Origin of the sequence: Pseudomonas sp. REP124 (genome assembly GCF_020164475.1) — a bacterium.
Taxonomy (GTDB): Bacteria; Pseudomonadota; Gammaproteobacteria; order Pseudomonadales; family Pseudomonadaceae; genus Aquipseudomonas.
This window is the reverse complement of record NZ_JAIQWX010000145.1, coordinates 1-15,566: the sequence shown is the minus strand read 5'-3', so window position 1 is coordinate 15,566 and position 15,566 is coordinate 1. Positions and strand designations below refer to the sequence as shown.

Genomic DNA, 15,566 nt, shown 5'->3' with positions numbered 1-15,566 from the left:
GATCTTGTCAGCCGACTCATGTATCGGCTGGCACGATGCCTTCGCGAGCAAGCCCGCTCCCACAGTTAAACAGTTGTGTCAGGAAGGATCTGCGCCCAACACCACATTCAGCGCACTACGCGCATCATCCAGCTGCACCAGCGTCGCATGTCGCGCACCCAGGGCATCGCGATTTTCGATGGCCGTGAGAATCGCCTTGTGCCGTGGCAACGCCAGTTCATGCAGGTTCGGCCGCTGGTTGGAGTGTTTCAATGCTTCGGCGATTGCTACCGAGAGCATGTTGCACAGGTTGGCCAGCAGGTCGTTGTGGGTGGCGTCGGCGATGCGGCTGTGGAAGTCCAGGTCCGGTTGCAGCAGGGCTTCGGGGGTCGGGGCGGCTTCCATGCGTTGGTAGGCTTCGCCGATGGAGGCGATGTCCGCGTCGGTGGCGAATTGTGCGGCCAGGGCGGCGGCGGCGGGTTCGATGATGCTGCGCACGCTGGTCAGCAGATCGAAGAATTCATTTTGCGGGCTGCTTTGCATCAGCCAGTGCAGCACATCCGGGTCGAGCATGTGCCAGTCCTTGCGCGGCTTGACCACGGTGCCCACCCTTGGGCGCGAGTACACCAGGCCCTTGGCGACCAGCACCCGGGTCGCTTCACGCAGCACCGGCCGGCTGACGGCATATTCCTCGCACAACAGGGCTTCGGCCGGCAGCTTGTCATCCGGCAGGAAGCGTCCGGAGACGATGTGCATGCCCAGTTCCTGAACGATGCGCGAATGCATGCTTTTGCGGTCGGAGGGTTTGCGGTAATCCATGGGGAACGGGGCGGTCCTGTGCACTGGGTGGTGTCGGGCATGATAGCAGGCACGACGTCATCTTGAGGTGGGCACCAATCAAATGTGGGAGCGGGCTTGCTCGCGAAAGCGGTGTGCCAGTCAACACATGAGTCGACTGACACTCCGTCTTCGCGAGCAAGCCCGCTCCCACAGGGGTTCAGCGTTGTTAGTGTGAGTGACGCGGCACTTCAGCCCCACGGCAACCCACCAGGAAGTCGAAGTCGCAGCCCTGATCCGCTTGCATCACGTGGTCGATGTACAGCTGGCGATAACCGCCGACCAGCAGCTGTTGCGGCGGCTGCAGATCAGCCATGCGCGCGGCCAGCTCTGCATCCGGAATGTCCAGATGCAGACGACCGCTTGCACAGTCCAGTTCGATCCAGTCGCCTTCCTTCACCGTCGCCAGAGGCCCGCCAGCCGCCGCTTCCGGCGCCACGTGCAGAACCACCGTGCCGTAGGCCGTACCGCTCATGCGCGCATCGGAAATGCGCACCATGTCTGTCACGCCCTGGGCCAGCAGCTTGGCCGGCAGGCCCATGTTGCCGACTTCGGCCATGCCCGGATAACCCTTCGGACCGCAGTTCTTCATCACCAGGATCGAACTGGCATCCACTTCCAGCTCCGGATCGTTGATCCGGGCCTTGTACATGTCGAAGTTCTCGAACACCACCGCGCGACCGCGATGCTGCATCAGCTCCGGCGTGGCGGCGGACGGCTTGAGTACCGCGCCCAGTGGCGCAAGGTTGCCGCGCAAAACGCAGATCCCGCCGTCGGCGCGGATCGGGTTGTCGAGGGTGCGGATCACCTCGTCTTCGCCGTAGATCGGCGCATCCTTGGTGTTCTCGCCGATGGACTTGCCATTGACGGTGAGGGCGTTAGGGTTCGGGATCAGGTTGGCTTCGCCGAGACGGCGCAGCACCGCCGGCAGGCCACCGGCATAGTAGAACTCTTCCATCAGGAAGCGCCCGGACGGTTGCAGGTCGACGATGGTCGGCATGCCGCGACCTATGCGCGTCCAGTCATCCAGGTCCAGATCCACGCCGATGCGTCCGGCGATGGCCTTGAGGTGGATCACCGCGTTGGTCGAACCACCGATGGCGGCGTTGACGCGGATGGCGTTTTCGAAGGCTTCCTTGGTCAGGATCTTCGACAGCTTCAGGTCTTCGCGAACCATCTCTACCGCGCGCATGCCCGACATGTGCGCCAGCACGTAGCGACGGGCATCCACCGCAGGAATCGCCGCGTTGTGGGGCAGGGAAGTGCCCAACGCTTCGGCCATGCAGGCCATGGTCGAGGCGGTGCCCATGGTGTTGCAGGTACCGGCCGAACGGGACATGCCGCCCTCGGCCGCGAGGAAATCGTCAATGGTAATGGTGCCGGCCTTGACCTGTTCGCTGAGCTGCCAGACCACGGTGCCCGAGCCGATGTCCTTGCCCTTGTGCTTGCCGTTTAGCATCGGCCCGCCGGTGACCACGATGGCCGGAACGTCGCAACTGGCGGCGCCCATCAGCAGCGCTGGAGTGGTCTTATCGCAACCGGTCAGCAGCACCACGCCATCGATCGGGTTGCCACGAATTGCTTCTTCGACGTCCATGCTCGCCAGGTTGCGGGTGAGCATGGCGGTCGGGCGCAGGTTGGATTCGCCATTGGAAAACACCGGGAATTCCACCGGAAAGCCGCCGGCTTCGATCACACCGCGTTTGACGTGCTCGGCGATCTGGCGGAAATGCGCGTTGCAAGGGGTCAGTTCCGACCAGGTATTGCAGATGCCGATGATTGGCTTGCCCTGGAACTGATGGTCAGCGATGCCCTGATTCTTCATCCAGCTGCGGTACATGAAGCCGTTCTTGTCGGCGGTGCCAAACCATTGGGCGGAGCGCAGGGTGGGTTTCTTATCAGACATGATCGACTCTCTTATTGTATGACTATATTGTTCAAGCTGAAGCGTAACATAAGCTCAATTTGCTCGGTTTGGAAGTGTTGTTGAGTAAATAGTATTACTATATAGTCGTTTTCAGCGGAGGGATGGCCCTGATGGTTTGCCGTGAGAGGCGTCCCCCGAGGTTTTATAAAAACAACAATCGGAGACCGAGCTCATGAGCCAGGAACTGCGGCTTATACGCCGCATCACGCTGAAACTGATTCCCTTCCTGATCCTGCTGTACCTGATCGCCTACGTGGACCGCTCTGCCGTGGGGTTCGCCAAGCTGCACATGGGCGCCGACATCGGTCTGGGTGATGCGGCTTACGGCTTGGGCGCAGGGCTGTTTTTCATTGGTTACTTCCTGCTGGAGATCCCCAGCAACCTGATGCTCGACCGCTTCGGCGCCCGGCGCTGGTTCGCGCGGATCATGGTCACCTGGGGCGCCATCACCATCGGCATGGCCTTTGTCCAGGGGCCGAACAGCTTCTATCTGATGCGCTTTCTGCTCGGCGCGGCGGAAGCCGGCTTCTTCCCCGGTGTTCTGTATTACATCACCCAATGGTTCCCGGTTCGCCATCGCGGCAAGATCCTCGGCCTGTTCATCCTGTCCCAGCCGATCGCGATGATGATCACCGGGCCCGTGGCCGGCGGCCTGCTCGGCATGGACGGCGTACTGGGTCTGCACGGCTGGCAGTGGCTGTTCATCGTCATCGGCGCCCCGGCGATCCTGCTGACCTGGCCGGTGCTGCGCTGGTTGCCGGATGGCCCGCAACAGGTGAAGTGGATGGACCAGGCCGAGAAGAACTGGCTGACCGGCGAGTTGCAAAAGGACCTGCAGGAGTACGGCCAAACCAAGCACGGCAATCCGCTGCACGCCCTGAAAGACAAACGCGTGTTGCTGCTGGCGCTGTTCTACCTACCGGTGACCCTGAGCATCTATGGCTTGGGCCTGTGGTTGCCGACCCTGATCAAGCAGTTCGGCGGCAGCGATCTGGTGACCGGGTTCGTGTCATCGGTGCCTTACATTTTCGGGATAGTCGGCTTGCTGATCATTCCACGCAGTTCCGACCGCTTGAATGATCGCTACGGGCATTTGGCTGTGCTCTATGTGCTTGGTGCTCTGGGCCTGTTCCTCAGCGCCTGGCTGTCGGTGCCGGTACTGCAACTGGCGGCGCTTTGCCTGGTGGCGTTTTCGCTGTTTTCCTGCACGGCGGTGTTCTGGACCTTGCCTGGTCGTTTCTTCGCCGGCGCCAGCGCGGCGGCGGGGATCGCCCTGATCAACTCGGTGGGCAACCTGGGCGGCTACATCGGCCCGTTCGTGATCGGCGCGCTCAAGGAGTACACCGGCAACCTGGCTTCGGGGCTGTACTTCCTGTCCTGCGTGATGGTGTTCGGCCTGATTCTGACGGGTGTGGTTTATCGCAAGCTGGAAAAGAAGCACGTGTTGCCGGCGGATGAGTTTGCGGCCAGTGCTCGGGGTGCGACGCGTACTTAAGGCCAACAAAAATCAAAGGTGGGAGCGGCGGTGCGACGATTCGACTTGCTCGCGAAGGCGTCGGTACATCCAACATATTCGGTGACTGACACTCCGTCTTCGCGAGCAAGCCCGCTCCCACAAGGGTTCTGCAGTGTTCTGAAGAATTGTCGAAGGAGAAACTTCATGCGTTTGGTTCAATTCGAATTGAGTAACGGCGAACGCCGTGTCGGCGTGGTCGAGGGGGCGCAGGTCCTGGAAGTTCGCGAGGCGAAGACGGTTCGCGACTTGGCCTTGGCGGCCATTGAGGCGGGGATCAATCTCGAGCAACAGGTCCAGGCCCTGGGCCTGGGCTCCAGCCACGACTACGCCGAGCTGCTGGCGCAACTGCGCATCCTGCCGCCGCTGGATCATCCGGACCCGGCGCACATGCTGGTCAGCGGTACCGGCCTGACCCACCTGGGCAGCGCCTCGGCACGGGACAAGATGCACCAGCAGGCCGGCGACGAAGCGGCGATGACCGACACCATGCGCATCTTCAAATGGGGCGTGGAGGGCGGCAAGCCGGCGCAAGGGCAGGCCGGTGTGCAACCGGAGTGGTTCTACAAGGGCGATGGCAGCATCGTCGTGCGCCCGGGTCAGCCATTCCCGCTGCCGCCGTTCGCCGAAGATGCCGGTGAAGAGCCGGAGCTGAGCGGCCTTTATGTCATCGGTCAAGACGGCAAGCCGTATCGCCTGGGTTTCGCCGTGGGCAACGAGTTTTCCGATCACGTCATGGAGCGCAAGAACTACCTGTACCTGGCCCATTCCAAGTTGCGCAGTTGCAGCTACGGCCCAGAGCTGCGGGTCGGCGAATTGCCCCAGCACCTGGCCGGCACCAGCCGGATCCTGCGCGACGGCGAAGTGCTGTGGCAGAACGAGTTCCTCAGCGGCGAAGCCAACATGTGCCACAGCCTGGCGAACCTGGAATTCCACCACTTCAAATACAGCCAGTTCCTGCGTCCGGGGGATGTGCACATTCACTTCTTCGGCACCGCGACCCTGTCTTTCGCCGACGGCATTCGCACACAGCCGGGCGACGTGTTCGAGATCAGCCAGGCCGAGTTCGGCGCACCGTTGATCAATGGCATCGAGCCGGTAGAGTCGGCGTTCGAACCCGGCACCATTGGCACATTGTAAGGAGCAATACATGACCCAGATTCTTGGTCACAACTACATCGGCGGCCAGCGCAGCGCATCAGGCAGTATCAAGCTGCAAAGCATCGATGCCGAGACCGGCGAAGCGCTGCCCCATGATTTCATTCAGGCCACGGCCGAAGAAGTCGATGCCGCCGCCAAGGCTGCAGCTGCGGCGTACCCAGCCTATCGCGGCCTGAGCGCCGAACGCCGGGCGCAGTTCTTGGACGCGATCGCCAATGAACTCGATGCCCTGGGCGATGACTTTGTAAGTGTGGTGTGCCGCGAAACCGCCTTGCCCGCGGCGCGGATCATCGGTGAGCGCGGGCGTACCAGCGGCCAGATGCGTCTGTTCGCCAGCGTGCTGCGCCGTGGCGATTTTTACGGCGCGCGCATCGACCGCGCGTTGCCCGAGCGTCAGCCGCTGCCGCGTCCGGACCTGCGCCAGTACCGCATCGGCCTCGGCCCGGTGGCGGTGTTCGGCGCGAGCAATTTCCCCCTGGCATTTTCCACCGCCGGCGGCGACACCGCTGCCGCCCTGGCTGCCGGTTGCCCGGTGGTGTTCAAGGCCCACAGCGGTCACATGGCCACAGCCGAGCAGGTTGCCGATGCGATTATCCGCGCGGCGGAAAAAACCTCGATGCCCGAAGGTGTGTTCAACATGATCTACGGCGGCGGGGTCGGTGAACTGCTGGTCAAGCATCCGGCGATCCAGGCCGTGGGTTTCACCGGTTCGCTCAAGGGCGGTCGCGCATTGTGCGACATGGCCGCGGCGCGTCCGCAACCAATCCCGGTGTTCGCCGAAATGTCGAGCATCAACCCGGTGATCGTGCTGCCCCAGGCCTTGCAGGAGCGCACGGAAACCATCGCCCGTGGCCTGTCGGCTTCGGTGGTTCAGGGCTGCGGCCAGTTCTGCACCAACCCTGGCCTGGTGATCGGCATTCGTTCGCCGCAGTTCAGCGCGTTCCTTGCGCAATTGGCGGACATGATGGCTGACCAGCCGGCGCAAACCATGCTCAACGCCGGCACCCTGAGCAGCTACGGCAAGGGCTTGCAGAAGTTGCTGGATCATCCGCGCATCGAACATCTGGCCGGTCAGCCGCAGCAAGGTCGTCAGGCGCAGCCGCAACTGTTCAAGGCCGATGTCAGCCTGTTGATCGACGGCGACGAGGTGCTGCAAGAGGAAGTGTTCGGCCCGGCCACGGTGGTGGTGGAAGTGGCGGATCAGGCACAACTGAGCGCCGCGTTGAATGGCCTTCACGGTCAACTGACCGCGACCATCATTGGTGAACCTGCGGATTTCGAACAGTTCGGCGAGCTGACGGCGTTGCTGGAACAGAAGGTCGGGCGGATCCTGCTCAATGGATATCCGACCGGGGTCGAGGTCTGCGATTCGATGGTTCATGGCGGCCCGTACCCGGCGACCTCCGATGCGCGCGGTACTTCGGTCGGCACCCTGGCCATCGACCGCTTCCTGCGCCCGGTGTGTTTCCAGAACTACCCCGACAGCCTGTTGCCGGACGCCCTGAAAAACGCCAATCCGCTGCGCATCCAGCGTCTGGTGGACGGCAAGCCCTCGCGCGACGCCCTCTAACCGCAATCCCCCTGTAGGAGCGAGGCTTGCCCGCGAAGAGGCCGGTACATTCAACATGGATGTTGACCGGTACACCGTCTTCGCGGGCAAGCCTCGCTCCTACAGGGAATGCAGTCGCGCCTGCGGATTGCAATCCACATTGAGCTATCATTGCGTCTTTCCCCTCCAAAGATCGACTGCCATGACTGCTGTAACCGATACCCTGCTCAACGCCCTCGAACACTGCGGTATGGTGGAAATCGACGGGCTGCATGCCTTCGAATTCGCCCTCGATGAAGACGACAACCTGCACATTGAATGCATCGATGGTCGCAACGCCCTGCACTGGGAATTCACGCCTGCGCAGATCCAGGCCGCCACTTTCGATCAATCCCTGCAAAGCTGGCTGATCAAGGACAACGAAGGTGAGCACCGCCTGGTGTGCGTCGGCGATGTCATTAGCGGTGACAACGAAGACGATGAAGCGGATGCCTAAGCTCTGGCCCCTGTTGATCGCCGGCAGCATCGGCGCGATAGGGATGCAGGTCGCGGCCGCCGAAGACCGGCAATTGCTCGTCGGTTCCTACACCGCCGGGCAAAGCCAGGGCCTCTATCGCCTGAGTTTCGACAGCGCCACCGGGCACATCAGCCCTAAACCGCTGCAAGTTATCAAAAGCGAAAACCCCTCCTGGCTGACCCTGTCAAAGGATCAGCAACGCCTGTTCGTGGTCAACGAAAACGGCCCCGGCCAGAAAGATCCGGTAGGGCGGGTCAGCAGTTACGCCATCGACCCCAAGAGCCATGAACTGCGCCTGATCAATCAGGTGCAGAGCCTAAGCAACGAGCCGACCCATTCCAGCCTCAGCCTTGATGCCAGCCACCTGTTCGTCAGCAACTACTCGGTGGCCGAAGACCCAGGCGGTACTCTGGCGGTGTTGCCGGTCGGTGCCGATGGCGCGCTCAAGCCGGTGGTGCAGATGAGCAGTCATCCGGCCAGTCGGGTCAATCCCGAGCGGCAGATGTCGGCTCACGTGCATTCGACGGTCCCGTCGCCGGACGGCCGCTACGTGTTTTCCAACGATCTCGGTGCGGACAAGGTGTTCGTCTACCGTTTCGACCCCAAAGCCAATCCCGACCTGCCATTGACCCCGGCGACCCCGGCCTTCGTGCAGTTGCCACCCGGCAGCGGTCCCCGGCATCTGCTGTTCAGCGCCGATGGCAAGCACGCCTAGTTGACCATGGAAATGAGCGCCCAGGTGGCGGTGTTCGATTACCGCGACGGCAAACTCGAGCAGACGCAAATGGTCGATCTGGCGGCCGGCCAGCCGGAGTCGGACAAGGCCGCTGCCGCATTGCATGCCTCAAAGGATGGCAAATTCCTCTATGTCAGCAACCGTGGCACCGCCAATCAGTTGCTGGTGTTCGCCATCGACCCGGCAACCGGGCATCTCAAGGAACTGCAACGGAGAGCGGTGGAGGGGGATCATCCGCGGGAATTCAGCCTCGATCCATCGGGCAAATTCCTGTTGATCGCCAATCAGAAAAGCAACGCGATCGTTGTCATCGAGCGCGACGTGAAGACCGGTCTGTTGGGCAAAACCGTGCAGAAACTGCCGATGGATGCCCCGAGCGATTTGAAATTCCTGCTGCGACAATAGACCGCAGACCCCGGTTTATGGGGCCTGCAGCTTTCTATCAATGAGGCTGATATTTGGTAATGCTACAAAGCATTTCAAGGCTTTGTTCCTCGAGGCGTAAGTTTGCTTCACGGCCCCACCGGGCAAGCAAGCCAACTGACTTCGAGGAATACCCCATGAATTTCAATCTCTTCTCCATCATCGCCGCCTCCGCCATCTCGGCTTCCGTTGCTCTGCCTGCCAGCGCCAACGCCGAAGTCAGCGACAAGAAATCCCACACCCAGAGCTACACCCAGAAATACCTGCAACAGAGCGCCAACTTCTACGCCGCACTGGATCACAAAGCCCAACACTGAAATTGTCTTCCTGCACCTGATATGCAGGAGCGAAGTCACTTGCCGACAGGGACCCGACCCCTCGAAAGCTCAAAGTGATGTCGCTCCTGCATAGCTCATTTCCGACAGCATTAAATGGCCATTAAGGTATCGCTTGATATCACCTTGCCACCCGTTTAAATTTGACGCGGGTTTATTGACTCCTTCTCTGGACAAGGATCGACAATATGGCAATGCGTCTGGCCGTGGTGCTGCTGTTCCTCTATTCCACCCCGATTCTTTCCGCTGCCGCCCCCATTTCCGGGGAGCCTGAGGCTGCGCTCGAGCGCTTGATGAGCTTTATCGATGACTGAGATAGTCTCGTTTAATGATCAACGCCGGTGATATTCGCTATAGACAAGCGTTGTTGGTGATAGGTGCTTTTTTGACCGATTCTGTGGACTCTGAAACATGCCCACGGAGTTCACCATGGCCAGCGCAATCATCACTTCTGCCAAACACGGCGCCTATGTGGCCATCGGTCTTTACCTGGTCATGGTGCTGGTTATCAGCCTTTCGCCGCAATCGCAGCAAACCTTCGAGCCGCCGATTCAGGTCGCACACCCAGGTATCCAGTTTGAACACCGCGCCAATCAGGTCGTGGCAGATCAGGCTGACTTCTCGGGAGTTGGCGGAGCATGAACCGTTGCAAACTCTTGATCATCGCCTTCCTGGCATTCATCACTAACGGGTTTTCCCTGCTGGGAATCGGGCAGGGCTCGATAGGCGGGGTGGCGCGAGCCATGGAAGCCAACCACAACATGGCGCGCAACATCGAGACAGCCAAGGCCATGGGGATGCTGGCCGGCAACCCGCCGAGCAAATCCGATAGCGGGTTTTTCGGACCGTTCACCATCGATTGCTCGGTGGTCGGGATTTGCGAAATCCTGGCGTGAAACACCCCACCTGTAGGAGCGAGCATGCTCGCGATGGTCGTCAACGATAACGCGGGGCATCTGATACCCCGCGGCGTCCCAACCACCATCGCGAGCAAGCTTGCTCCTACAGGAAGCGGGGCGGTTATTTTTTCATGATGGATGTGAACAGCTCTGACGTCAGGAACCGCTCCAGCCATTGCTGCAATCTTCGATAAGGCGTCTGCGCAAACCACTCGCGATCGACATGGGCGAATTGCCGCACGAACGGCATCAACGCCACATCCGCCAGACTCGGATGGTCGGCCAGCAGATACGCACGATCCGCCAGCAGCTCATCCAGCTTGCGCAACCACACTTCACCCTCAGCGCGATAAGCCTCCATCGGCTGCTCGGGATAGCGCTCGGCGTACTTGTAGCGATTCAGATGCACCTTGAACGTCTGATCGTTCTCTTCGATCAACGCCGCGATGCGGTCCGCGCCGTCAGGATCAGCCTTGAGCAGCCAATCCTGCGGATCGTTCTGCGCCAGGGCCCAGCGCATGATTTCCAGGCTTTCATCGAACACGCGGCCGTCGATGCTGAGCACCGGCACGGTGCCCTTGCTCGACAGCGCCAGCATCTCGGCGGGCTTGGCCTTGAGGCTGACTTCGACGATGTCCACGGCCACACCTGAATAACGCAAGGCCATGCGCGCCCGCATGGCGTAGGGGCAGCGGCGGAAGGAGTAGAGGGTGATCATTTCACCTCCAGCGTGCTCAGGCCGTTGCCCTGGCGTTGCACCTGAATCTGCACCGGAATCCGCTCATGCATTTCCTGTACGTGGGAAATCACTGCGACCTTGCGCCCTTGAGCCTGCAAGCCGTCGAGGGCGTCCATGGCCAGCTGCAGGGATTCGGGGTCGAGGCTGCCGAAGCCTTCATCGATGAACAGCGATTCGATTTTCAGCGTGCTCGACGCCATTGACGCCAGTCCCAGTGCCAACGCCAAAGACACCAGGAAAGTTTCGCCGCCGGACAACGAATGCACCGAACGCAGTTCGTCGCCCATTTCGGTGTCCATCACCAGCAGCCCGAGCATGCTGCCGCCGCGTTTCAGGCGATAGCGGCGCACCAGTTGACGCAACTGCACGTTGGCGTGGTGCACCAGCAGGTCGAGGTTGTAGGCCTGGGCGATCTTGCGGAAGGTGTCGCCGGTGGCCGAGCCGATCAAGGCATTCAGGCGCGCCCAGCGTTTATACTCGGCATAGGCCTCGGCGATCTGCTGCGCCAGGGCCTGATTGGCGTTCTGCCGGCGCTGGTCCTCGGCCTGTTCGGCACGCAGTTCGGCGCAGGCCTGTTCGCTGACAATGCATTGTTGTTGCAGGTCGGTGAGGGCGGTCGCGAGTTGTTCGGCGTCGAGGTTACCGTTGTGTTGCGCCTGATGCTCCTGCAAACGCTTGTCGCGTTCCTGCACCAGCACGCTGGCCTGTTCGATGGCTTTTTCGCTGTTCTGCAAGCGCTGGCGCAGTTCGCTGACCTGAGCGTCATCGACTTGCAACAAATCTTCGAGACCACCGTCATCCAGCTCCGGATGGCCGGCGCGCCAGTCGGCGATCTTGCCGGCAAGTTCGCCCGCTTCGCCTTCCAGCGCCTGCTGGCGCTCCTGTTGAGCCTTGAGTTCGGCGCTGATTTGCACCCGTTGCGTGACGACGTCCTGCAAGGACTGGGCAGTGGTGCTCTCGGCGTTGCGGGCGCTGTCGACGTCCCGTTCCAGTTGCTGCTGCCATTGCTCGGCACTGGCGTGTTCGCCGAGCAGTTGGCCGAGGGTCTGCTGGCTTGCCTGTTGCTGTTCGGCCAGCGCATTGAACTGCTGCTCGGCGGCTTGCAGTTGCTGCACGCGGGCCAGTTGACGGTCCTGCTCCTTGTCCAGGGTTTGCTGACGCTGTTGCTGCTCGGCCAGCTCTTCTTTCTGCTGTTCGAGTTGCGCCAGGCGCTCGCTGATCTGCCGGTCGAGTTGCAGGAAGGTCGCGGCCGGTTCGTTGCGTAGCGCTTGCAGGGTTTCGTCCGGCAACAGGCTGGCAAAGGCGTTGAGTTCTTCGTCCAGGCGCTGGCGGTCGTTGCGCAGCTCACGCTGTTGATTGTCCAGCTGTTGCGCCGCCTGCTGATGCGCGGTTTCCGCCTGGCGCAGTTGCTGGGTCAGGCGCGCGGCGTCCTGTTGCAGGGTGAGCAGGGCAGTTTGCCGCTGTTCATCCTGAGTGATGCTCTGGTTCAGCTGGCTGTTTTGCCGGGCCAGCCAGGTATCGCGCTGAGCGGCGTCCTGATCCAGCAGCGATGCGCTCAATGGATGAGCTTCAAGGCTCGGGGCCAGGGCCTGGCGCTGGCTCGCCAACTGTTCCTGCTGTTGCAGCAGTTCCTTTTGCTGGGCAATCACACCAACGACTTCGGCACGCAGCTCGGTGAGTTTTTCCTTGAGCTGGTCGACGGCTTTCTGCGCGTTGGCCTGTTCGCTTTCATCGAAGCGACCGAGGCTTTGCAATAGCGCTTCAGGCTGGTGATAGGGATGCTCGTTGCTGCCGCAGACCGGGCACGGCTGATCGTCCTGCAACTGCGCGCGCAACTCCTCGACACTGGCACTGCGCGCCAGACGCTGGCGCTCCAGCAATTCGCGGGTGACGTTGAGGGTTTGCTCGGCAACGCTCAGCTCGTTCTTGGTCTTGACCCCGTCCTGGGTCAAGCGCTCGCGTTCCTGTTGCGCGGCGAGCTGGCGCTGTTGCAGCTCGGCATCGCGCTTGTCCAGTTCCTGCTGACTGGCCCACAGGCGAGTCAGGTCTTCGATGGCCCGCAGTTGTTTGCGGTTGTCCTGCAACAGCGTGCCGAGAATGCCGATCTGCTCGGCGACGGCGTCCGGCTCGGCATCGGCTTCCTTGAACAGCACTTCCAGTTGCTGCTTTTGCGCGGTCAGGGCTTGCGCGGCCGTGGCGGCATTCTGTTCGAGGCTGGCCAGTTCCGTCTGGCCCTGATTCAGGCGATTGCCGATCAGCATCAGCTGTTGCAGGCGATCGCGATAGGCGCTCCAGGCGTCGCTCAGGGGCGCCAGATGGGCGCTTTGTTCCAGTTCCACGGCGATGCGTTGCAGGTGTTCGGCGACCTGGGTTTGCCGTTCCTGCAAGGTTTGAATTGTGCTCTGACCCTGAGTGCAGGCCGACTCGGCGTTTTGCCGGGTTTCAGCGCTTTGGGCTGTGTCCTTGGCGAGACGGGCGAGGGTGCTCTGCGCTTCAAAGGCTTGACGCAGCAAAGGCGCGCCGTCGGTTTGTCGCTGCTGCGCTTCGCTCAATGCGGTTCGGCTGGCGCCCAGCTGTTGCTCGAGCTGCGTCTGACGCTCACTGAGTTCGGCATGCTGCAAAGTCTGTTGGGCGATCTGTAACGCCAACGGGGTCAGCAATGCATCGATCTGCGCCTTGCGGGCGAACTGGTGCCTTTGCGGTGCCAGTTGTTCCAGGCGGGTCAGCTTCAGGCGTTCGCCGCCCAGGCCCTGCCAGTGGGTCTGGGCCGATTGCAGTTGCTCGCTGGCACTGCGTTGCGCGTCCTGTAATTCACGAAGCGTCTTCAGCCAGGTGTGCTGCAACTCGAGTTGCTTGAGTTGCGCCTGCTGCACCTTGAGCTGCTGTTGTGCGTTGCTGAAGCGTTCATCCAGTTCCGCCCGGGCTTCCGGCGCCAGGGGCGTGACGCCGCTGGCCTGATCCTGCAGCAGCTTGTGGGCTTCGCGGGCTTCCTTGGTCTTGTCGAAGGCGCGTCGGCCCAGACGGGTATAGAGCGCGGTGTCGGTGAGCTTTTCCAGCAGTTCGCTGCGGTCGTTGTCGTCGGCCTTGAGAAAGGCGCTGAACTCGCTCTGTGCCAGCAGCACGGCGCGGGTGAACTGTTCGAAATTCAGGCCCAGGACCGCTTCGATGCGGGTCTTGAATTCGGTCTTCTGACTGGCCAGCAGTTGATCCTGATCGATGTCGCGCAAGCTCTGGCGACTGGCCTGCAAGCGGCCGGCGGCCTTGTCCCGGGCGCGGTTGGCTTCCCAGCGTGCGCGATAGCGGCGGCCGTCGATGCCGACGAAATCCACTTCGGCAAACCCGTCGCCGGTGCCGCGACGCAGCAGCGTGCGCGGGTCGTCGGTGTTGATGTCACCGTCCACGTCTGGCGACTTCGCCGATCCCTGCACACTCTTCAGGCGTGGCACGGTGCCGAACAGCGCCAGGCACAAGGCGTCGAGCAGGGTGCTTTTACCCGCGCCAGTGGGCCCCGTGATGGCGAACAGGCCGGCGCTGGCCAGCGGTTCGGCGGTGAAATCGATCTCGAAAGGACCGGCCAGGGAGGCGAGGTTTTTCAGGCGAATGGCGAGGATTTTCATGGCTGTTCGCTCTCCATCTGCACGTCTTGCAGCAGCTCGGCAAAGTCCTTGAGGGTCTGCTCGTCGACTTCGTTGCCGTAGTTGTCCAGCCAGGCGCGGCTGAACAGTTCCTGGGGGGTGAGCTGGTCGAGTTCGATCAGGGCGTCACCGTCGTCGGCGCCATCGCGGCGACCGCTGCCGGCGTATTCCGCGGCGATACGCACCAGGCGCACGGCCTTGCCTTCCAGAGCGGTTTCCACTTGCTGGCGCAAATCCGGCTGCGGTTCGTCGAGACGCACCCGCACCTCCAGCCATGGCTGTCGTTGGTAGTCGGCGAGCAGGTCGATGATCGGCAGGTCGGCCAGTTGCAGCAGAATCTCCGCCAACGGCGCAGGGCCCAGGCGTTGCAGGTTCACCGAACGGGGGATGACCTTTGGCACGACGCTGACCAGCTTTTCACCCTCGAGGGTGATGTCGAGAATCTGGTGCTGGTAGGCGATTTCCGAGAACGACAGGGGAATGGGCGAACCGCTGTAGCGAATCCGCTCTTCGCCGTTGACCTTCTGCGGCTTGTGCAGGTGACCGAGGGCGACGTAGCTAATGCTCGGTCCGAACAGGCTGGCGGGCAGGGCTTCGGCGTTGCCGATGATCAGGCTGCGCTCGGAATCTTCCGATACCGAACCGCCGGCCATGTGAGCGTGACTGATGGCGATCAGCGCCTGACCTTTCTTGCGCTTGGCATTAGCCGCTTCGATCAGCCACTCGTGAACCTGGCCGATCCCGCGCAGGTAGTTGTCGCCCAAGTGCGGGCCGGTCACTTCGGCCGGACGCAGGAAGGGCAGCGCCAGGCACCAGGCGACGGTCTTGCCCTTGGCGTCCGGCAGCGGCAGCAGCAGACGCTCGGCGTCGAGCTGGCCGTCGTCCAGCCACAGCACACGACCCAGTGCGTGGGTGCGCAGGCGACGCATCAACGGTGCCGGCAGTTCGATGCGTGAACCGGAGTCGTGGTTGCCGGCGATCATCACGATGGTCAGCTTCGGTTGTTGTTCGTGGGCGCTGACGATGAAGTCGTAGAGGCGTTCCTGGGCTTTGACCGGCGGGTTGACCGTGTCGAAGATGTCGCCGGCGATCAGCAGTACATCGGGCTGATCGGTCTTGAGCTGACGCAGCAGCCACTCGAGAAAACAGCCGTGCTCGAAATCGCGATCCTGGCCGTGCAGGTTTTGCCCCAGGTGCCAGTCGGAGGTGTGGAACAGACGCAAGGCGAACTCCGTAGGAAATAAGGTAATGGCCGCGAGGAAATATGACAGCGGCGAAAGGGGAGAGAGTTTACTGGCAAACCGGGGGATTGCGGG

The 15,566-nt window shown here is 61.8% G+C and carries 13 protein-coding genes and 1 pseudogene; 9 read left to right on the top strand and 5 right to left on the bottom strand.

The annotated features are described in order from the left end of the window. Positions 1 to 78 precede the first annotated feature (78 nt). Together K9857_RS25120 and K9857_RS25115 are read right to left on the bottom strand one after the other, a co-directional pair. Positions 79 to 798, bottom strand: coding sequence for a FadR/GntR family transcriptional regulator (locus K9857_RS25120; RefSeq protein WP_224540404.1), 720 nt, complete (start codon positions 796 to 798; stop codon positions 79 to 81). Between the two features lie 187 nt (positions 799 to 985). Further along, complete coding sequence (locus K9857_RS25115; RefSeq protein WP_224540402.1) at positions 986 to 2,722, bottom strand: IlvD/Edd family dehydratase; 1,737 nt, start codon at positions 2,720 to 2,722, stop codon at positions 986 to 988. A 193-nt stretch (positions 2,723 to 2,915) separates the two neighbouring features. Between K9857_RS25115 and K9857_RS25110 the strand changes: the two genes are divergently transcribed. The 9 genes and pseudogenes from K9857_RS25110 to K9857_RS25075 all read left to right on the top strand — a co-directional run bounded on the left by K9857_RS25110 (position 2,916) and on the right by K9857_RS25075 (position 9,873). Continuing rightward, positions 2,916 to 4,238 (top strand): MFS transporter, encoded by a 1,323-nt coding sequence (locus tag K9857_RS25110; RefSeq protein WP_224540399.1) that lies wholly within the window; start codon positions 2,916 to 2,918, stop codon positions 4,236 to 4,238. A gap of 165 nt (positions 4,239 to 4,403) precedes the next feature. Beyond that, a complete protein-coding gene (araD1, locus tag K9857_RS25105; RefSeq protein WP_224540397.1) occupies positions 4,404 to 5,396 on the top strand; it encodes an AraD1 family protein in 993 nt (330 codons plus the stop codon). 10 nt (positions 5,397 to 5,406) lie between these two features. Beyond that, positions 5,407 to 6,987: an aldehyde dehydrogenase (NADP(+)) gene (locus K9857_RS25100; RefSeq protein ID WP_224540395.1), complete on the top strand. Its 1,581-nt coding sequence runs from the start codon at positions 5,407 to 5,409 to the stop codon at positions 6,985 to 6,987. A gap of 181 nt (positions 6,988 to 7,168) precedes the next feature. Further along, positions 7,169 to 7,462: a DUF5629 family protein gene (locus K9857_RS25095; RefSeq protein ID WP_224540393.1), complete on the top strand. Its 294-nt coding sequence runs from the start codon at positions 7,169 to 7,171 to the stop codon at positions 7,460 to 7,462. Next, positions 7,455 to 8,624 (top strand): annotated as a pseudogene (locus tag K9857_RS25090) (lactonase family protein). Before K9857_RS25095 ends, K9857_RS25090 begins: the two are co-directional and overlap by 8 nt. A 155-nt stretch (positions 8,625 to 8,779) precedes the next feature. Next, positions 8,780 to 8,959, top strand: a complete 180-nt coding sequence (locus K9857_RS25085) for a hypothetical protein (protein ID WP_224540390.1) — start codon at positions 8,780 to 8,782, stop codon at positions 8,957 to 8,959. A 206-nt stretch (positions 8,960 to 9,165) separates the two neighbouring features. Then, positions 9,166 to 9,291: a hypothetical protein gene (locus tag K9857_RS30325; protein ID WP_263488061.1), complete on the top strand. Its 126-nt coding sequence runs from the start codon at positions 9,166 to 9,168 to the stop codon at positions 9,289 to 9,291. A 115-nt stretch (positions 9,292 to 9,406) separates the two neighbouring features. Beyond that, positions 9,407 to 9,619, top strand: a complete 213-nt coding sequence (locus tag K9857_RS25080) for a hypothetical protein (RefSeq protein ID WP_224540389.1) — start codon at positions 9,407 to 9,409, stop codon at positions 9,617 to 9,619. Next, positions 9,616 to 9,873, top strand: coding sequence for a hypothetical protein (locus K9857_RS25075; protein WP_224540386.1), 258 nt, complete (start codon positions 9,616 to 9,618; stop codon positions 9,871 to 9,873). The genes K9857_RS25080 and K9857_RS25075 overlap by 4 nt, the downstream gene beginning before the upstream one ends. Before the next feature lie 124 nt (positions 9,874 to 9,997). Here K9857_RS25075 and K9857_RS25070 read toward each other — a convergent pair whose 3' ends face one another. Genes K9857_RS25070 through K9857_RS25060 form a run of 3 tightly spaced genes read right to left on the bottom strand, consistent with a single transcriptional unit; the run spans position 9,998 to position 15,473 of the window. Next, entirely contained in the window at positions 9,998 to 10,594 is a 597-nt protein-coding gene (locus tag K9857_RS25070; RefSeq protein WP_224540384.1) for a glutathione S-transferase, read from the bottom strand. Continuing rightward, positions 10,591 to 14,232, bottom strand: a complete 3,642-nt coding sequence (locus tag K9857_RS25065; protein WP_224540381.1) for an AAA family ATPase — start codon at positions 14,230 to 14,232, stop codon at positions 10,591 to 10,593. Before K9857_RS25065 ends, K9857_RS25070 begins: the two co-directional genes overlap by 4 nt. Beyond that, a complete protein-coding gene (locus tag K9857_RS25060) occupies positions 14,229 to 15,473 on the bottom strand; it encodes an exonuclease SbcCD subunit D C-terminal domain-containing protein (RefSeq protein WP_224540406.1) in 1,245 nt (414 codons plus the stop codon). Before K9857_RS25060 ends, K9857_RS25065 begins: the two co-directional genes overlap by 4 nt. Between the last annotated feature and the right edge of the window lie 93 nt (positions 15,474 to 15,566).

Bases quoted from the DNA above. Each gene is read 5' to 3' on its own strand.
- K9857_RS25115 (WP_224540402.1), bottom strand. From the start codon at position 2,722: ATGTCTGATAAGAAACCCACCCTGCGCTCCGCCCAATGGTTTGGCACC.
- K9857_RS25120 (WP_224540404.1), bottom strand. From the start codon at position 798: ATGGATTACCGCAAACCCTCCGACCGCAAAAGCATGCATTCGCGCATC.
- araD1 (WP_224540397.1), top strand. From the start codon at position 4,404: ATGCGTTTGGTTCAATTCGAATTGAGTAACGGCGAACGCCGTGTCGGC.
- K9857_RS30325 (WP_263488061.1), top strand. From the start codon at position 9,166: ATGGCAATGCGTCTGGCCGTGGTGCTGCTGTTCCTCTATTCCACCCCG.
- K9857_RS25100 (WP_224540395.1), top strand. From the start codon at position 5,407: ATGACCCAGATTCTTGGTCACAACTACATCGGCGGCCAGCGCAGCGCA.
- K9857_RS25080 (WP_224540389.1), top strand. From the start codon at position 9,407: ATGGCCAGCGCAATCATCACTTCTGCCAAACACGGCGCCTATGTGGCC.
- K9857_RS25070 (WP_224540384.1), bottom strand. From the start codon at position 10,594: ATGATCACCCTCTACTCCTTCCGCCGCTGCCCCTACGCCATGCGGGCG.
- K9857_RS25110 (WP_224540399.1), top strand. From the start codon at position 2,916: ATGAGCCAGGAACTGCGGCTTATACGCCGCATCACGCTGAAACTGATT.
- K9857_RS25065 (WP_224540381.1), bottom strand. From the start codon at position 14,232: ATGAAAATCCTCGCCATTCGCCTGAAAAACCTCGCCTCCCTGGCCGGT.
- K9857_RS25075 (WP_224540386.1), top strand. From the start codon at position 9,616: ATGAACCGTTGCAAACTCTTGATCATCGCCTTCCTGGCATTCATCACT.
- K9857_RS25095 (WP_224540393.1), top strand. From the start codon at position 7,169: ATGACTGCTGTAACCGATACCCTGCTCAACGCCCTCGAACACTGCGGT.
- K9857_RS25085 (WP_224540390.1), top strand. From the start codon at position 8,780: ATGAATTTCAATCTCTTCTCCATCATCGCCGCCTCCGCCATCTCGGCT.